The sequence below is a fragment of the Streptomyces bambusae genome (genome assembly GCF_020532645.1).
Classification (GTDB): Bacteria; Actinomycetota; Actinomycetes; order Streptomycetales; family Streptomycetaceae; genus Streptomyces; species Streptomyces bambusae.
The window spans coordinates 1-15,076 of the sequence record NZ_JAJAUZ010000023.1 but is presented as its reverse complement, the minus strand read 5'-3'; the positions used below and the strand labels follow the sequence as shown (position 1 = coordinate 15,076).

Annotated in this window: 14 protein-coding genes; 9 read left to right on the top strand and 5 right to left on the bottom strand. The window is 74.8% G+C overall.

Annotated elements, in window-relative coordinates:
• The first annotated feature begins 66 nt into the window (after positions 1 to 66).
• The gene (locus LG634_RS17780) at positions 67 to 711 is read left to right on the top strand and encodes a TetR/AcrR family transcriptional regulator (protein ID WP_226734828.1); all 645 of its coding nucleotides are present in this window, start codon (positions 67 to 69) and stop codon (positions 709 to 711) included.
• Here the strand turns inward: LG634_RS17780 and LG634_RS17775 are convergent.
• On the bottom strand, positions 680 to 2,152 hold the full coding sequence (locus LG634_RS17775; protein WP_226734827.1) for an LVIVD repeat-containing protein: 1,473 nt from the start codon (positions 2,150 to 2,152) through the stop codon (positions 680 to 682). The genes LG634_RS17780 and LG634_RS17775 overlap by 32 nt on opposite strands.
• A 118-nt stretch (positions 2,153 to 2,270) precedes the next feature.
• On the opposite strand from LG634_RS17775, the gene LG634_RS17770 reads away from it, so the two are divergent.
• Positions 2,271 to 2,945, top strand: coding sequence for a DUF305 domain-containing protein (locus LG634_RS17770; RefSeq protein WP_226734826.1), 675 nt, complete (start codon positions 2,271 to 2,273; stop codon positions 2,943 to 2,945).
• 53 nt (positions 2,946 to 2,998) lie between these two features.
• Entirely contained in the window at positions 2,999 to 4,375 is a 1,377-nt protein-coding gene (locus tag LG634_RS17765) for an FAD-dependent oxidoreductase (RefSeq protein WP_226734825.1), read from the top strand.
• 16 nt (positions 4,376 to 4,391) lie between these two features.
• Here LG634_RS17765 and LG634_RS17760 read toward each other — a convergent pair whose 3' ends face one another.
• Complete coding sequence (locus LG634_RS17760) at positions 4,392 to 4,736, bottom strand: ArsR/SmtB family transcription factor (RefSeq protein WP_226734824.1); 345 nt, start codon at positions 4,734 to 4,736, stop codon at positions 4,392 to 4,394.
• A gap of 177 nt (positions 4,737 to 4,913) precedes the next feature.
• Between LG634_RS17760 and LG634_RS17755 the strand changes: the two genes are divergently transcribed.
• The 4 genes from LG634_RS17755 to LG634_RS17735 all read left to right on the top strand — a co-directional run bounded on the left by LG634_RS17755 (position 4,914) and on the right by LG634_RS17735 (position 8,970).
• Entirely contained in the window at positions 4,914 to 5,990 is a 1,077-nt protein-coding gene (locus LG634_RS17755) for an NADH:flavin oxidoreductase/NADH oxidase (RefSeq protein WP_226734823.1), read from the top strand.
• 146 nt (positions 5,991 to 6,136) lie between these two features.
• Entirely contained in the window at positions 6,137 to 7,225 is a 1,089-nt protein-coding gene (locus LG634_RS17745; RefSeq protein WP_226734822.1) for a WD40/YVTN/BNR-like repeat-containing protein, read from the top strand.
• A gap of 11 nt (positions 7,226 to 7,236) precedes the next feature.
• Complete coding sequence (locus tag LG634_RS17740; RefSeq protein WP_226734821.1) at positions 7,237 to 7,920, top strand: uracil-DNA glycosylase; 684 nt, start codon at positions 7,237 to 7,239, stop codon at positions 7,918 to 7,920.
• A gap of 114 nt (positions 7,921 to 8,034) precedes the next feature.
• The gene (locus LG634_RS17735; protein WP_226734820.1) at positions 8,035 to 8,970 is read left to right on the top strand and encodes a sirohydrochlorin chelatase; all 936 of its coding nucleotides are present in this window, start codon (positions 8,035 to 8,037) and stop codon (positions 8,968 to 8,970) included.
• Positions 8,971 to 9,091: 121 nt separating this feature from the next.
• Here LG634_RS17735 and LG634_RS17730 read toward each other — a convergent pair whose 3' ends face one another.
• From LG634_RS17730 to LG634_RS17720, 3 genes are all read right to left on the bottom strand, one after another.
• Positions 9,092 to 10,153 (bottom strand): lactonase family protein, encoded by a 1,062-nt coding sequence (locus tag LG634_RS17730; protein WP_226734819.1) that lies wholly within the window; start codon positions 10,151 to 10,153, stop codon positions 9,092 to 9,094.
• 76 nt (positions 10,154 to 10,229) lie between these two features.
• Positions 10,230 to 11,573, bottom strand: a complete 1,344-nt coding sequence (locus tag LG634_RS17725; RefSeq protein WP_372482442.1) for a nitric oxide synthase oxygenase — start codon at positions 11,571 to 11,573, stop codon at positions 10,230 to 10,232.
• Positions 11,574 to 11,660: 87 nt separating this feature from the next.
• Positions 11,661 to 13,178, bottom strand: coding sequence for an FUSC family protein (locus tag LG634_RS17720; RefSeq protein ID WP_226734906.1), 1,518 nt, complete (start codon positions 13,176 to 13,178; stop codon positions 11,661 to 11,663).
• A gap of 366 nt (positions 13,179 to 13,544) precedes the next feature.
• On the opposite strand from LG634_RS17720, the gene LG634_RS17715 reads away from it, so the two are divergent.
• Positions 13,545 to 14,024, top strand: coding sequence for an Lrp/AsnC family transcriptional regulator (locus LG634_RS17715; protein ID WP_226734818.1), 480 nt, complete (start codon positions 13,545 to 13,547; stop codon positions 14,022 to 14,024).
• A 54-nt stretch (positions 14,025 to 14,078) separates the two neighbouring features.
• The gene (locus LG634_RS17710) at positions 14,079 to 14,771 is read left to right on the top strand and encodes an HAD family hydrolase (RefSeq protein ID WP_226734817.1); all 693 of its coding nucleotides are present in this window, start codon (positions 14,079 to 14,081) and stop codon (positions 14,769 to 14,771) included.
• Positions 14,772 to 15,076: the final 305 nt, after the last annotated feature.

Sequence of the window (15,076 nt, the reverse complement as noted above, 5' to 3'; positions counted from 1 at the left end):
ATCGGGTGCACCGCCACCGGGTGCGCTGAGTATATTGGCTGGGAGCCAGTCAACGCAGGAGTAAGCATGTCCCCGCGCAGCGCATCGGTCAATGAGGATTTGCGGAGGCGTTCCCGTGAGCGGCTCCTCCAGGCCACGGTGGAACTCGTGGCGGAGCGCGGTTACGAGGCGACGACCCTCGCGGACATCGCGGACCGGGCGGGTGCCGCCCGCGGTCTGGTCTCGTACTACTTTCCCGGGAAGCGCCAGCTGCTGCAGTCGGCGGTGCACCGGCTGATGCACCGGACCCTGCACGAGGCGCTGGAGCGGGAGCCGCGGACCGAGGACGGGCGGGAGCGGCTGGCCCGGGCGATCGACGCGGTCCTGGGGCTCGCGGCGGAGCATCCGCTGCTCCTGCGCACGCACATGGCGGGGATCCTGTCCGCGGAGGGTTTCGTGCAGTGCCCGGAGCAGCAGCGGCTGGCAGAGCTGCTGCGGGACACGGTGGAGCGGTACGGCTCGGCGGATCCGGATGCCGACTACGCGCTGCTGCGGGCCCTGTTGATGGGTGCGGTGTTCGCGGTGCTGCTGCCGGGGGCGCCGATGCCGGCGCAGACGCTGCGGGCCGAGCTGTTCCAGCGGTACGGGCTGGAGGCGGGCCGGTGGTTGGGGATACTGCGGGGCTGCCGGGGGTCCCGGGTCAGCGGTAGTCGGGCTGCGTCTGGGCGTTGAGGCGGTCCAGGCGCACGTGGCGGGCGCTGTCGGTGCGCCGGTCGTTGATCTTCAGGACGTCGAAGCCCTTGGCGATGTCGTTGGAGTAGATGTGGCCGTTGTAGTAGTACGCGGACCACGAGCCGCCGAGGCTGAGGGTGTCGGTGCTGATCGGGCCGCGCTCGAACCAGCCGATCTCGTGGGCGCGGGCCGGGTCGGTGAAGTCGAAGACCGAGATGCCGCCCTGGTACCAGGCCTGGACCATGATGTCGCGGCCGCGGACGGGGATCAGCGAGCCGTTGTGGGCGACGCAGTTCTCGGTGTCCGCCTGGTACCGGTCGATCTTGTAGTAGCCGCGGAAGGCGAGCCGTCGCTGGTCGCCGCGGCCGGTGATGGCGTAGATGCCGTCCGCGCCGCGGTTCGGGCCGGTGGCCTCGTTGCAGGTGGCGCCTACGCCGCCGCCGAGCTCGTCGGTGAAGACCACCTTGGAGCCGTTCTCGCTGAAGGTGGCGGAGTGCCAGAACGCGAAGTTCACGTCGTCCCGGACGCGGTCGATCACCCGCGGCTGCTCGGGCCGGCTGATGTCGAAGATGATGCCGTCGCCCATGCAGGCGCCGGCGGCGAGCTTCTTCGAGGGGAACACGGTGATGTCGTGGCAGCCGGTGGTCTTGGAGACGGTCGGGGTGCCGGGGTTGCCGCCGTCCGGGAAGAGGACCGGGAAGCCGACCACGGCCGCCCGCTCGGGGGCGTGCCGGGGGACCTTGACGACGGAGATGCCGTCGTGCGGGGGCTTGCAGTCGGGGAAGGCGTCGTTGGGGCTGTAGGAGGAGACGTACAGGTAGACGTCACGGCCGCCGGGCACCAGGGTGTGGGTGTGGGAGCCGCAGTTGGTCTCGACGGCGGCGACGTACTTCGGGTTCGTCTTGTCGCTGATGTCGAAGACCTTGATGCCCTCCCAGGAGGATTTCTCGGTGGCGGGCTGGGAGACGCTGTTGCAGGAGTTGTCGCTGCGCGACGAGTCGGTGGACAGGAAGAGGAGGTCGCCGGAGACGGAGATGTCGTTCTGGCCGCCGGGGCAGAGCACCTCGCTGACGATCTTCGGGCTCTTGGGGCGGCTGATGTCCCAGATGACGAAGCCGTCGTAGTTGCCGGCGTAGGCGTACCGGCCCTGGAAGGCGAGGTCGGTGTTGATGCCCTTGAGGGCGCCCTTGGGCATCTCCGCCACGTGCTCGATGTTGGCGCTGTGGACGACCTGGTCCTGGCCGGGGATGTCGCCGGCCTCGACGGCGGCCCGGGCCGCGGCGGCCGCCCCGGGGCCGGTCTTGCGGACGGCCGGCCCGTCACCGGGGTCGGGGGTGGCCGCCGCCGGTCCGGCCGCGAGGAGTGTCGCGAGCAGACCGGCCGCGGCGGCCGCCGCCGCGGCGCGCCGGCGCCGCACCGGGGTGTTGTGCAACGAAGTCACTGTGCCCTCCCTTGATCCGTTCCTGGTGGGAACGGAAGACTGAGCGTCACCCACGGCAGTATGGTCCCGGTCATGTGCATGGCAATAGTGGTGTGAAAAGACCTTGCGCGGCGTTCACATGACGGAACGTCACGCACCGGAGGAGGACGCGTTGCCGATCCACCGTCGTCTCGCCCAGACCCTGGCGGCCGCTCTGCTGGCCCTCGCCCTCGCCGGCTGCGAGGAGAGCGGCGACCGGGCCGCGGACCCGGAGCCGACCGGCGGGGCCAGGGTGATCGCCCCCGGCAAGCCCGGCGAGAAGTCCCGCACCCTCACCCCCGGGGAGGCCGCGAAGGAGCTGCCCGACGACTCCCCCAACGCCGCGGACCACCAGTACGTCCGGCGCATGATCGAGCACCACCGGCAGGCCCTGACGATGACCGCGCTGGCCCCCGGACGGGCCGCCTCGACGCAGGTCAAGCGACTGGCCGAGCGGATCGCCGCGGCTCAGAAGCCGGAGATCGGGGCGATGGAGGGCTGGCAGTCGGCGCACCCGGCCGACCCCGGCGCGGCCGGCCACGACCATGCGATGCCGGGCATGGCCACCGCGGAGCAGCTCGGCCGGCTCAAGGCGGCCCGCGGCGCGGAGTTCGACCGGCAGTTCCTCGCCCTCATGATCGCCCACCACGAGGGCGCGGTGACGATGGCCGGCGAGGCGCTGTCCGGTGGGAACAACGTGGCCGTGGAGGAGATGGCGACGGATGTGGTCGCCCAGCAGACCGCCGAGATCAGCCGGATGCGCGCCATGGGCTGACGCGCCACCGCCCCGGTGGCATGCTGAAGGCACCCTGCGGAAGGAGCACGGCCGTGCTTCGTGTCGCCGTCGTCGGTTCGGGCCCGAGCGGGGTCTACACCGCCCAGACCCTCGTCCAGCAGCGCACCGTGCCGGACGTGCGGGTCGACGTGCTGGACCGGCTGCCGTGCCCGTACGGGCTGGTGCGCTACGGCGTGGCCCCGGACCACGAGAAGATCAAGTCCCTGCAGGGGAACCTGCGCACGGTGCTGGAGGACGAGCGGATCCGCTTCCTCGGCAACGTCGAGGTGGGCGGCCCGCACCTCGGTCCCGAGCGGCTGCTGGAGCTGTACCACGCGGTGGTGTACTGCGTGGGCGCGGCCCGGGACCGGCGGCTGGGCATCCCCGGCGAGGACCTGGCCGGGGTGCGCTCTGCGACCGCGTTCGTGTCCTGGTACAGCGCCCATCCGGACGCGGCGGGCGACGCCTTCGGGCTCGGCAAGGCGACCTCGGCCGTGGTCGTCGGGGCGGGGAACGTGGCGGTGGACGTGACCCGGATCCTGGCCCGCGGCGCGGCCGACCTCAGCCCCACCGACATGCCGCAGCCGGCGCTCGGCGCGCTCGCCGGGAGCGGGGTGCGGGAGGTCTCGATGGTGGCCCGGCGCGGCCCGTCGGCGGGCAAGTTCACCACGAAGGAGCTGCGCGAACTCGGCGGCCTGCCCGGCGTGGCGGTCACGGTCGACCCGGCCGAGCTGGCCCTCGACCCGGCGTACGCGGACCCCTCGGCGCCGCTGCCGGCGGTGAACCGGCGGAACGTGGAGGTGCTGCGCGGCTGGGCCGGCGCCGCTCCGGCCGGACCGCTGCCGCCCGGGGAGCGCCGGATCGGACTGCGGTTCTTCCTGCGCCCGGTGGAGGTCCTGGACGACGGGGCCGGACGGGTTGCGGGGGTGCGGTTCGAGCGGACCGTGCCGGACGGGCGCGGCGGGGTGACGGGCACCGGCCGGTTCGAGGACGTGCCCGCCCAGCTGGTGCTGCGGTCGGTGGGCTACCAGGGGGTGCCGCTGCCCGGGCTGCCGTTCGACGAGCGCACCTGCACGGTGCCGCACGCGGCGGGCCGGGTGCTGCGCGACGGGGTGCCGTCGGAGGGCGAGTACGTGGCCGGCTGGATCAAGCGGGGTCCCACGGGGGTCATCGGGACCAACCGGCCGTGCGCGAAGGAGACGGCCGGCTCCCTGCTGGCGGACGCCGCGCGGCTGGCCGCCCGGCCGGTGGCCGCCGACCCGGTGGCCGGGCTGCGGGCCGCGGGCGCGCACCCGGTGCCGTGGCAGGGCTGGCTGGGCATCGAGGCCGCGGAGGCGGCCCTGGGGCTCTCGCTGGGCCGCCGATCCGTCAAGATCCCGGACTGGCCGGGGCTGCTGACGGCGGCCGGGCTGCCGCCGGCGGCGGGCTGACGGGCGCGCCCGTGCCTCACGCCCGGCGGGTGTCCTCGGCGTCCGCGGCGGCGAGGACGTGGTCCAGCAAGCCCGGGAACAGGGCGTCGAGTTCGGCACGGCGCAGGGCGTTGAGCTTGGCGGTGCCCCGGTAGGTCTGGCGGACCACGCCGCTCTCGCGCAGCACCCGGAAGTGGTGCGTGCTCGTCGACTTGGTGACCGGGACGTCGAACGCGGAGCAGGCGAGGGCGTCCGGCGCGTCCGCGAGCCGGCGCACGATCCCCAGCCGGACCGGGTCGGAGAGTGCGTGCAGCACGTCTTCGAGGCGGATGCCGCCCGGTTCGGGGTGGGCGAGCGCCCGGTGGGCCGCCTGTTCCGTCATCCGCTCTCTCCGCTCGCTTGTGAGCCGCCGCGCGCCCGCGTCGGTGTGCCCGTACCGGCTCCCGGATCCCATCGTACGAGATCCCTCGTACTTCGAGAACCTTCGTAGTACGATCCTTCTCGTACTCAATCGCCGCACCGGCGCGTCAGCCGCCGGGCGAGAACGGAGCCTGCCGCCATGAGCGCCCTCTTCGAGCCCTACGCCCTGCGGTCGGTCACCGCGCCGAACCGCGCATGGATGGCGCCCATGTGCCAGTACTCCGCGGAACCGGCCGGCACGGCCGCCGGAGTGGCGACCGACTGGCACTTCGCACACTACGCGGCCCGCGCCGCCGGCGGCACGGGCCTGATCCTCCAGGAGGCCACCGCCGTCGCCCCCGAGGGCCGCATCTCCCCGTACGACCTCGGCCTGTGGAACGACGACCAGGCCGCGGCGCTGCGCCGGATCACCGGGTTCCTGCGCGAGCAGGGCACCGTGCCGGGCATCCAGCTGGGCCACAGCGGCCGGAAGGGGTCGACCGACCGGCCCTGGCGGGGCGGGCGTCCGGTGGGCCCGCAGGAGCACGGCTGGCAGCCGGTCGGACCCAGCCCGCTGGCGTTCGACGAGGGCCACCCGGTGCCGCAGGAGCTGACGACCGGTGAGATGACCGTGATCGTCGAGCAGTTCGCGGCGGCCGCCCGCCGGGCCCTGGCGGCCGGCTTCCGGGTGGCCGAGGTGCACGGCGCGCACGGCTACCTGATCGGCGAGTTCCTCTCCCCGCACAGCAACCGCCGCACCGACGCGTACGGCGGCTCCTTCGAGAACCGCACCCGCTTCGCCCTGGAGGTCGTCGACGCGGTGCGCAGCGCGTGGCCCTCGGACCTGCCGCTCTTCTTCCGCGTTTCGGCCACCGACTGGCTCGACGGCGCCGGCTGGACCGCCGACGACACCGTCCGGCTGGCCGGGCTGCTGCACGGGCACGGCGTGGACCTGCTCGACGTCTCCAGCGGCGGCAACGCGGCGCGGGTGCCGATCCCGGTGGGGCCCGGCTACCAGGTGCCGTTCGCGGCCCGGGTCAAGCAGGAGACCGACCTGCCGGTGGGAGCCGTCGGCCTGATCACCGGCTCCGCACAGGCGGAGAAGATCCTGGCGAACGGAGAGGCCGACGCCGTCCTGCTGGGCCGCGAGCTGCTGCGCGACCCGCACTGGGCCCGCCGCGCCGCCCGCGAGCTGGGCGCGGAGATCCGTACGCCGGGCCAGTACGCCCGGGCCTGAGGCCACTGGGGGGCGGGCCCGCGGGGGCGGGCGGCCGCGCGCCGTGCCGGGCCGCTGCCGGTGGCCGGGTGCAGAGTGGAACGACGGGGCCGCGCACCGACGGGTCCCGCACCGCATCGGGACAACGACGTCCGGAGGTGTCGGCCATGACCGACGTCCTGCTCACCGTGGGCACCCGCAAGGGGCTCTTCCTCGGCCGCCGGCGGGCCGGCCGCTGGGAGTTCGACGGCCCGCACTTCAACGCCCAGGCCGTGTACGCCGTCGCCATCGACGGGCGCGGGCCGGTCCCCCGGCTGCTGGTGGCGGGCGACAGCACGCACTGGGGTCCGTCCGTCTTCCACTCCGACGACCTGGGGAAGACGTGGACCGAGCCGGCCCGTCCGGCGGTGAAGTTCCCCGAGGACACCGGCGCCTCCCTGGAACGGGTGTGGCAGCTGCACCCGGCCGGTCCGGCCGCCCCCGGGGTGGTCTGGGCGGGCACCGAGCCGGCCGCGCTCTTCCGCTCCGAGGACGGCGGCGAGTCCTTCGAGCTGGTCCGGCCGCTGTGGGAGCACCCGACGCGGGAGCGCTGGGAACCGGGCGGCGGCGGCGAGGCCGTGCACACCGTGGTCACCGACCCGGCCGACCCGGAACTGGTCACGGTGGCCGTGTCGGCGGCCGGCGTGTTCCGGTCCCGGGACGGCGGCGCCGGCTGGTCCCCGTCGAACAAGGGGGTCTCGGCCGTCTTCCTGCCCGACCCGCAGCCGGAGTTCGGGCAGTGCGTGCACAAGATCGCCCAGGACGCGGGCGACCCGGCCCGCCTCTACCTCCAGAACCACTGGGGCGTCTACCGCAGCGACGACGCCGGCGGGACGTGGACGGACATCGGCGGCGGCCTCCCCTCGGACTTCGGCTTCACGGTGGCCGCCCACCCGCACCGGCCGGGCACCGCGTACGTCTTCCCGCTCAACGCCGACTCCGACCGGGTCCCCGCCGGCCGCCGCTGCCGGGTCTTCCGCACCTCGGACGCCGGCGGCAGCTGGGAGGCGCTGACCGCCGGGCTGCCGGCGGGCGACCACTACGGCACCGTGCTGCGCGACGCCCTGTGCACGGACGACGCCGACCCCGCGGGCGTCTACTTCGGCAACCGCAACGGCGAGCTGTACGCGAGCGCCGACGACGGGGACAGCTGGCACCTGCTGGCCTCGCACCTGCCCGACGTCCTCTGCGTGCGCGCGGCCATGATCGGCCAGTAGAGTGACGCGCCATGGCACGACCACTGAACGAGATCGTCGAAGCGGGCTGGGCACGGGCACTTGAGCCGGTCGCGGGGCAGATCGCCGCAATGGGCGACTTCCTCCGCGCCGAGATCGCGGCCGGCCGCACGTACCTGCCCGCGGGGGCCCATGTCCTGCGCGCCTTCCAGCAGCCCTTCGACGAGGTGCGGGTGCTGATCGTCGGGCAGGACCCGTACCCGACGCCCGGGCACGCGGTGGGTCTGTCCTTCTCGGTCGCGCCCGAAGTGCAGCCGGTCCCCGGCAGCCTGGAGAACATCTTCCGGGAGATGCACCACGACCTCGGCCTGCCCCGGCCCGCCAACGGCGACCTCACCCCGTGGACCCGGCAGGGCGTGCTGCTGCTCAACCGCGCCCTGACCACCGCGCCCCGCAAGCCCGCCGCGCACCGCGGCAAGGGCTGGGAGGCCGTGACGGAGCAGGCCATCCGGGCCCTGGCCGCCCGCGGCACGCCGCTGGTGTCGGTGCTGTGGGGCCGCGACGCCCGCAACCTGCGGCCGCTGCTCGGCGACCTGCCCGCGGTGGAGTCGGCGCACCCCTCCCCCATGTCCGCGGACCGCGGCTTCTTCGGCTCGCGGCCGTTCAGCCGGGCCAACGACCTGCTGGTCCGGCAGGGGGCGCAGCCCGTGGACTGGCGGCTGCCGTCCGCGGGCTGACGGCCCGAAGTGGTTGAAGCTTATCTGACATTCATCGGATAAATACGGACAGATGCCGCCCGACTCCCCCCTGCCCGAACAGGCCGGACGGGAAAGCCAGTAGCATGCGGCGCCATGAGCTCCCCCACTGGGCCCGCTGGCCTGCCTGTACGAATGCCGCGACCCCGCCAGACCGGACGGCACCGCCGTCCGGAGCCCGCGGTGGCGCCCGAGGGCGCGCCCGCGCTGGTCCTGGCGGTGCCCGGTGCCCTCTCCTCCGCCGCCCGGTCGCTGGCGGAGGAGACCCTGAGCATCGCCCGCTCGGAGCTGCCCGGCCTCGACGCCCGGATCGGTTTCCTGGACGGCGACTCCGACACCGCCGAGATCACGGCGGAGTTCCCGACGCTCCAGGCGGTGCTCGGTGCCGTCGTCGCGGAGCGCGCGGCCCGCATCGAGTTCGCCCGCGCCGCCGGCCAGGAGGTCGTCGAGCCGCAGGGTCCGGACGCGGTCGTGGTCCCGCTGCTCGCCGGCCCGGACAGCGGTCTGCTGCGCCGGATCCGCCAGGCGCTGATGGACAGCCCGGCCGCAGCCGAGCTGACCGACGTGCTCGGCCCGCACCCGCTGCTCGCGGAGGCGCTGCACGTGCGCCTGTCCGAGGCGGGGCTGGCCCGCGCGGACCGCGCCCGGCTGTTCACCGTGGCCACCGCCGCGGACGGCATCATCCTCGGCACCGTCGGCGGCGAGGAGGCCGTGCAGACCGCCGGGATCACCGGCATGCTGCTGGCCGCCCGCCTCGCGGTGCCGGTCATGGCCGCCGCCCTGGACCAGGAGGGCTCGGTGGCCGCGGTGGCCGAGCAGCTGCGCGGCTCGGGCTCGGTGCAGCTGGCGCTGGCGCCGTACGTGATCGGCCCGGAGGCCGCCGAGGGCCTGCTGGACACGGCCTGCAAGGAGGCCGACTGCGCCGCCGCCGAGGCGCTCGGCGCCTACCCGGCGATCGGCAAGCTCGCCGTCGAGAAGTACGCCGCGGCCCTGGGCATCGCCCAGCCCGCACAGGGTGCGCAGCTGCGCTGACCCGACGCACGGCATCACGAGGGCCCGCCTCCCCTGTCCGGGGGCGGGCCTTCGTCGTCGGGTCGGGCTCGTCCGGGCCGGGCCGGGCCGGTCGGGTCCGGGCCGGCCAGGCCCCGGCTCGTCAGGTCCGGGCGAAGACCACGCAGGAGGCGGCCGGGACCGCCGTGCTGCCTGCGCGGGACGGCATGCCGGTGGCGGGGTCCACGTCGAACCAGGTGACGTCGCCGGACCGCTCGTTCGCCGCGTAGAGCCGGCGGCCGGACGGGTCGAGGGCCAGGTCGCGGGGCCAGTGCCCGCCGCAGTCCGCGGTCCCGGCGGGGCGCACCCGCTCGCCGCCGGCGTCGAGGGCGAGTACCGCGATGACGTCGGTGCCGCGCACCGCCGCCCACAGGTGGCGCCCGTCCGGCGAGGCCACGAGGGCCGAGGGATAGGCCCGTACGGACGCTGGAGCGCCCTCTGCGGCGACCGGAACCTCTTCGACCACTTCCACCGCCCCCGTCTCGCCGTCCCACCGGCAGACGGTCACCGTGGGTGCGAGCTCGTTCAGGACGTAGAGGACCCGGCCGCCGGGATGGAAGGCGAGGTGCCGGGGGCCGGAGCCGGGCCGCAGGGCGGCTTCGGCGTGCAGGCGCAGGACGCCGGTCTCCGGGTCGAGGGTGCAGACCCGGAGCGCGTCGGTTCCGAGGTCCACGCCGAGGACCCAGCGGCCGCCGGGGGCCGCGACGACCTGGTGGGCGTGGGGTGCGGCCTGCCGCTCGGGGTCGGGGCCCGCGCCCTCGTGGACCAGCACCCTGGCGGGCCCGGCGAGGGCTCCGCCGGCCCCGCGGGCGAGCACGCTGACGCTGCCCGAGCCGTAGTTGGCGGTGAGCAGCCACCGGCCCGCCAGGCACAGGTGGGTGGGACCGTCGCCGGCCACGGGGACGGCAGCGCCGAGCGGCACCGGCCCCTGCGCGGTGAGGCCGAAGGCGGCGGCCGTCCCGGGGGTGCCCTCACCGACCGCGTACAGCACGCCGGCCTGCGGGTCGACCGCCAGGTACGAGGGGTCGCCGAGGGCGTCGGTGGCACCGGTGGGCGTCAGCGCGCCGGTGCCCGGGTCGACGGCCGCGGTGGTGATGCCGCGGCCGCCCGCCGACGTGAACGAGCCGATGTAGGCCCGGTGGTGGCCATGGTCCTGCTCCTGCACGGGTGCTCCCCTCTCCCGCCGGCCGCGGTGCCGGCCCGGGGCCGACCGTAGCAGGTCTAGACCAAGATGGGGGCGGTCACCCGGCTTCCGCCACGGGTTCCTTGCGCCGGACCGGGCAGGCCCCCGGCCGGACCTGCACGACCGGTCCGGGGCAGGCGTCCGGCCGCAGCTCCGGCGCCGGCGCCTTCTCGTGCTCCTCGACGGGCTCCGCGAGGCCCGTACCGGAACGCGGGGCGGGCACGCCCCCGAGCACCCCGGTGGGCCCGCCCGGCACCTCCGCCGGCTCCTCCCCCAGCCCGGCGCCACGGGCCCGGGCGAGGGCACCGGGGTGGTGGACGTACGCGGGGGTGCGCTCGGTGGTGTCGTAGGTGCGGTGGAAGACGGGGGTCGCGGCGCCGGACATCGGGGGCACGATCCAGGACCAGTCGGCGCCGACCTCGCGGCCCTTGCGCTCCTCGCGCTCCATGTGGGTCAGGAACCGCCGGGACTCGGTGTGGTGGTCGGCGATGGTCACGCCGGCGCGGTCGAAGGAGTCGAGGACGGCCCGGTTCAGCTCGACGAGGGCCCGGTCCTTCCACAGCGAGCGGTCGCTGGAGGTGTCGAGGCCCAGTCGGCGGGCCACCTCCGGCAGCAGGTCGTAGCGGTCGCCGTCGGCGAGGTTGCGGGCGCCGATCTCGGTGCCCATGTACCAGCCGTTGAAGGGGGCTGCCGGGTAGCGGACGCCGCCGATCTCCAGGGTCATGTTCGAGATGGCGGGTACCGCGTGCCAGCGCAGGCCCCAGTCGGTCCAGCGGTCGCCCTCCGGGTGCTCGACGGGCACTTCCAGGACCGCGTCCGCGGGCAGTTCGAACCAGCGGGGCTTGTCGTCGCAGCCCTGGACCACCAGGGGCAGCAGGTCGAACGGGGTGCCCGGGCCGCCGGGCCAGCCGAGCCGCTGCACCCCGGCCGTGAAGCCCTCGTTCCGCGGATCGCCCACGGTCCGCCCGTCGGAGCCGTAGCCGGCGTACCGGATCAGCTGCTCGTTCCAGATCAGAGGGCCGGGCCGCCCCGGTATGTCGGGGGCGAACACCGTGATCGTGGGGCGGATCCGGCCGCCGTTGGTGGCCTCGCGCAGGTGGTCGAAGCAGGCCGCGGCGATCTCGTCAGCACCGGTCAGCCCGCGCAGGTCGCGGACCCGCAGCGAGTTCCAGTAGAGCCGGCCGATGCAGCGGTTGCTGTTGCGCCAGGCGACCCGGGCGCCGTGGACGAGCTCCTCCGCGGTGTGCCGGTAGGTGCCCAGCACCCGTATCTCGTCCCGCACGTCGGCCAGCCGTGCTTCCACGTCACCGGCTTCCGGATTCTCCCGGTGGTGGAGTCTGATGAACTCCTCCGCCGCCGCCCACACGCGTGCGGCCGTCGACCGCTGGTGCAGTGTTTCCATTCCGGTCGGTCACCCCCTGTCCGGTCGATCCACTCCGGACGCGCCGGATGAATGTGCTGGAACCAGGCCCGGCGCACTGCTCCCGGGTCAGGCTGGTACGAGTGGTGCGTTCGGGCTGGTGTGCAGGGGCTCGGCGAGTTCCGCGAGCGCCCGCTCCAGATCGGCGAGGTGGACCAGGGCCGTGTCGGCCTGCGCCGGCTGCTCCGCTGCGGGCGCCGGCGCGGGGATCCGTACGACGACCTCGCGCTCCAGCGGCACCGCGCGCCGGGCCACCAGGGCCTCCACGGCGTCCTCCACCCGGGCGCACGCCTGCGCGAGGCGGGCGTCGTGCGAGGCGTCCGGGTCGGCGGCGACCGCGACCAGCCCGCGCACCTGGTGGGCACAGGCGTCGAGCAGCTGGAGCACCTGCCGGGCGCGCGCCTTGCGGGCGCGCAGCGGGCTCAGCGGGTGCACGAGCGGCGCGAGGGCCATCCGGACGCGGGCGAGGAGCAGTTCGAGCTCGGCCGCGTGCGGCGCGGGGTCGGCGTCGGGATCGCCTGCCAGCCGGCGGGCGCTGGCCGCGGTGCAGTGGCGTACGCAGTGCAGGGCGCGCTGGATCCAGGCGTCGTTGGCCGCGTGGGTGGTGACGGGGAGCACGAGGGCGACCGCGAGGGCGGCGCCGAGCGCGCCCACCGCGGTCTCCTCGAAGCGGAGGAGGAGCAGCCCGGGGTGGAGCACGCCGAGCAGCCCGTACAGGAGTCCGGCCATGACGGTCACGAAGAACATCATCCAGCTGTACGAGGGGGCGGCGGTGTAAAAAATGCCGAAAACGCACACGGCGACGAGGAATGCGGTAGGGGCGGGCGCGCCGTGCAGCGGAACGGCGATGAGCAGGCCGGCGGCGATGCCCACGAGGGTGCCGAGCACCCGGCGGAACCCGCGGACCAGGGTCTCGCCGCGGGAGGCGGTGTTCACGAAGATCCACCAGGCGGTGCCGACGGCCCAGTACCAGCGGTCCTCGGACAGCATCTGGCCGACGGCGAGGGCGAAGGCGCAGGCGGCGGTGGCCTGGAAGGCCTGGCGGGTGGTGGGGCGGGCGAGCCCGCGGCCGGGCAGCGGCGGCGGGGCCGCGGCGGGCGGGTTGCGGCGCTCGATCGGCCACAGCAGGAAGCGCACGGCGCCGGACGCGGCGAGGGCGATGCCGACGGCCGCGTACAGCTCGGGCAGCTCCCCGGGGAGGGCGTGCAGGAACTGCGTGACGAAGAACATCATGAACGCGAAGATGCCGAGGGCGTGGCCGCGCGGGCCCCAGCGGCGGGCGTAGACCCCGCAGCAGACGACGGCGAGGAAGGCGGCGTCGCGGGCGAGCGGCACCCCGTGCAGCGTGGTGGCCAGGGCCAGCACCGGGAATCCGGCGGCGGGCAGCAGGGCGGTGGTGACGCGCTGGGCGGGCACGGTCGCGTCGAGGACCGTGAAGAGGGCCAGCAGTGCGGCCAGTCCCCCGGTGATGGAGGCGGTGAGCGAGAGCCCGCAGAGTTCGGCGGCGGTGACGGCGAGCGTCACGCCGACGACGGCCCGCAGTGAGTTCCTGAGTCTCAGACGCCCCGGATCCGGAGCCACGAACATCCTCTTCACGGCGCTCGGCCGCCCCCTCGTGGTGCTGGTCGCCCTGCCGTGCCGCCCGGGGTGTGGGCGGTCCGGGCACGACGAAGGCACCGCGGTCCGCGCGGCCTCGTCGCCGCACGGCGCTGCGGCGCCGAAAGTGCATGGATGATGCACAGATAAGCATCCGGAGGGCTGGTGGCTCAACTCGGGCCCGGATGGGTGTGCCATTGGCACAGAAATCCGCACCGGGTTTCGGCCGGACGGGGCCAACGGACCACGGTCGCCGGACATGCCCGCAATGGGCCGCTGGCCCGCTCCCGGCCCGTATCGGCACCCCGTTGGTACATTCGTCGGGCGGCTCTGCGTGCCCGAGGAGGCCAACGGACCATGGCGGTGGACGAACTCGACACCCGCATCCTGCGCCTGCTGATCGAGCAGCCGCGGACCAGCGTGCGCGAGTACGCGCGCCTGCTGGGCATCGCGCGCGGCACCCTGCAGGCACGGCTGGACCGGCTGGAGCGGACCGGGGTGATCACCGGGACCGGTCCGGTGCTGTCGCCGGCAGCGCTGGGCCATCCCGTGCTGGCCTTCGTCCACATCGAGGTCACCCAGGGGCACCTGGACGACGTCGGCGAGGCGCTCGCGGACGTGCCCGAGATCATCGAGGCGTACTCGATCACCGGCGGCGGGGACCTGCTGACCCGGGTGGCCGCCCGGGACAACGCACACCTGGAAGACGTCATCCAGCACCTGATCCGGCTGCCGGGCGTGGTCCGCACCCGCACCGAGGTGGCGCTGCGGGAACGGGTGCCGCACCGGCTGCTGCCGCTGGTGGAATCGGTGGGCCGGGCGGCACGCAAAGCCTGACATCCTGGACGGGGAAGCATGGACACCCTGTAACCGGCAGAACGGGCAGTGCGGATGATCTCCGTCATATTCGATCTCGACGGCACTCTCGTGGACAGCGAGCCGAACTACTACGAGTCCGGCCGCCGGACGCTGGCGCGGCACGGCGTCCCGGACTTCACGTGGGAGCAGCACGCCCGCTTCATCGGCATCGGCACCCTGGAGACGCTGGCGGTCCTGCGGGAGCGGTACGGGATCGAGGCGCCGGTCGGGCAGCTGCTGGCCGAGCAGAACGCGGCCTATCTGGAACTGGCGCGGGCCGCGACCGAGGTGTTCCCGCAGATGCGGGCGTTCGTGGAGCGGCTGCACGCGGACGGGGTGCCGATGGCGGTGGCGTCCGGTTCGTCACGGGCGGCGATCGACGCGGTGCTGGCCGGGACCGGGCTCGACGCGTTCCTCACGACGGCGGTGTCGGCCGAGGAGGTGGCGCGGGGGAAGCCGGCCCCGGACGTGTTCCTGGAGGCGGCGCGGCGGTTGGGGGCCGAGCCTGCGGACTGCGTGGTGCTGGAGGATGCGGCGCCGGGTGTGCGGGCGGCGCACGCGGCGGGGATGGGCTGCGTGGCGGTCCCGTACGGGGCCCGGGCTGCGGGTGATCCCGGCTTCGCGACGGCGGATCTGCTGTTCCCTGCCGGGCAGGCGGGGTTCGCGGCGGACCGGGCGTACGCGTGGCTGGCGGCGCGTGACCGCGGCCGGTCCGCGCCGCACTGATTCCGCCCCCGCCCCGACCACCCCTTCGAGGCTCGACCCCGCCCCTGCCGGGCCATTTCACCGTCTGCGGCGCGCGGGGGCGGTGGCGGTAGCGGTAGCGGTGGCGCACCATGCTGCGTGTGCCGCGGGGCACCACCCGCCTCGCCGGCGCCGAATCCAGCCTCGCCGGCGCGGGTCCGGGCAGAGCCCGGGAGCCGGCGCCGAATCCAGCCTCGCCGGCGGTTGAGGCGCGGGTCCGGGCAGAGCCCGGGAGCCGGCGCCGGCCGGCCTGCCGGGGGGGGGGGGGGGGGGGGGGGGGGGGGGGG

What these genes read in the sequence shown, in the direction of transcription:
- LG634_RS17780 (WP_226734828.1), top strand. Translation starts at nt 67, where the DNA reads ATGTCCCCGCGCAGCGCATCGGTCAATGAGGATTTGCGGAGGCGTTCC.
- LG634_RS17770 (WP_226734826.1), top strand. Translation starts at nt 2,271, where the DNA reads ATGACGGAACGTCACGCACCGGAGGAGGACGCGTTGCCGATCCACCGT.
- LG634_RS17760 (WP_226734824.1), bottom strand. Translation starts at nt 4,736, where the DNA reads ATGACGGAACAGGCGGCCCACCGGGCGCTCGCCCACCCCGAACCGGGC.
- LG634_RS17755 (WP_226734823.1), top strand. Translation starts at nt 4,914, where the DNA reads ATGAGCGCCCTCTTCGAGCCCTACGCCCTGCGGTCGGTCACCGCGCCG.
- LG634_RS17745 (WP_226734822.1), top strand. Translation starts at nt 6,137, where the DNA reads ATGACCGACGTCCTGCTCACCGTGGGCACCCGCAAGGGGCTCTTCCTC.
- LG634_RS17740 (WP_226734821.1), top strand. Translation starts at nt 7,237, where the DNA reads ATGGCACGACCACTGAACGAGATCGTCGAAGCGGGCTGGGCACGGGCA.
- LG634_RS17735 (WP_226734820.1), top strand. Translation starts at nt 8,035, where the DNA reads ATGAGCTCCCCCACTGGGCCCGCTGGCCTGCCTGTACGAATGCCGCGA.
- LG634_RS17725 (WP_372482442.1), bottom strand. Translation starts at nt 11,573, where the DNA reads ATGGAAACACTGCACCAGCGGTCGACGGCCGCACGCGTGTGGGCGGCG.
- LG634_RS17720 (WP_226734906.1), bottom strand. Translation starts at nt 13,178, where the DNA reads ATGTTCGTGGCTCCGGATCCGGGGCGTCTGAGACTCAGGAACTCACTG.
- LG634_RS17715 (WP_226734818.1), top strand. Translation starts at nt 13,545, where the DNA reads ATGGCGGTGGACGAACTCGACACCCGCATCCTGCGCCTGCTGATCGAG.
- LG634_RS17710 (WP_226734817.1), top strand. Translation starts at nt 14,079, where the DNA reads ATGATCTCCGTCATATTCGATCTCGACGGCACTCTCGTGGACAGCGAG.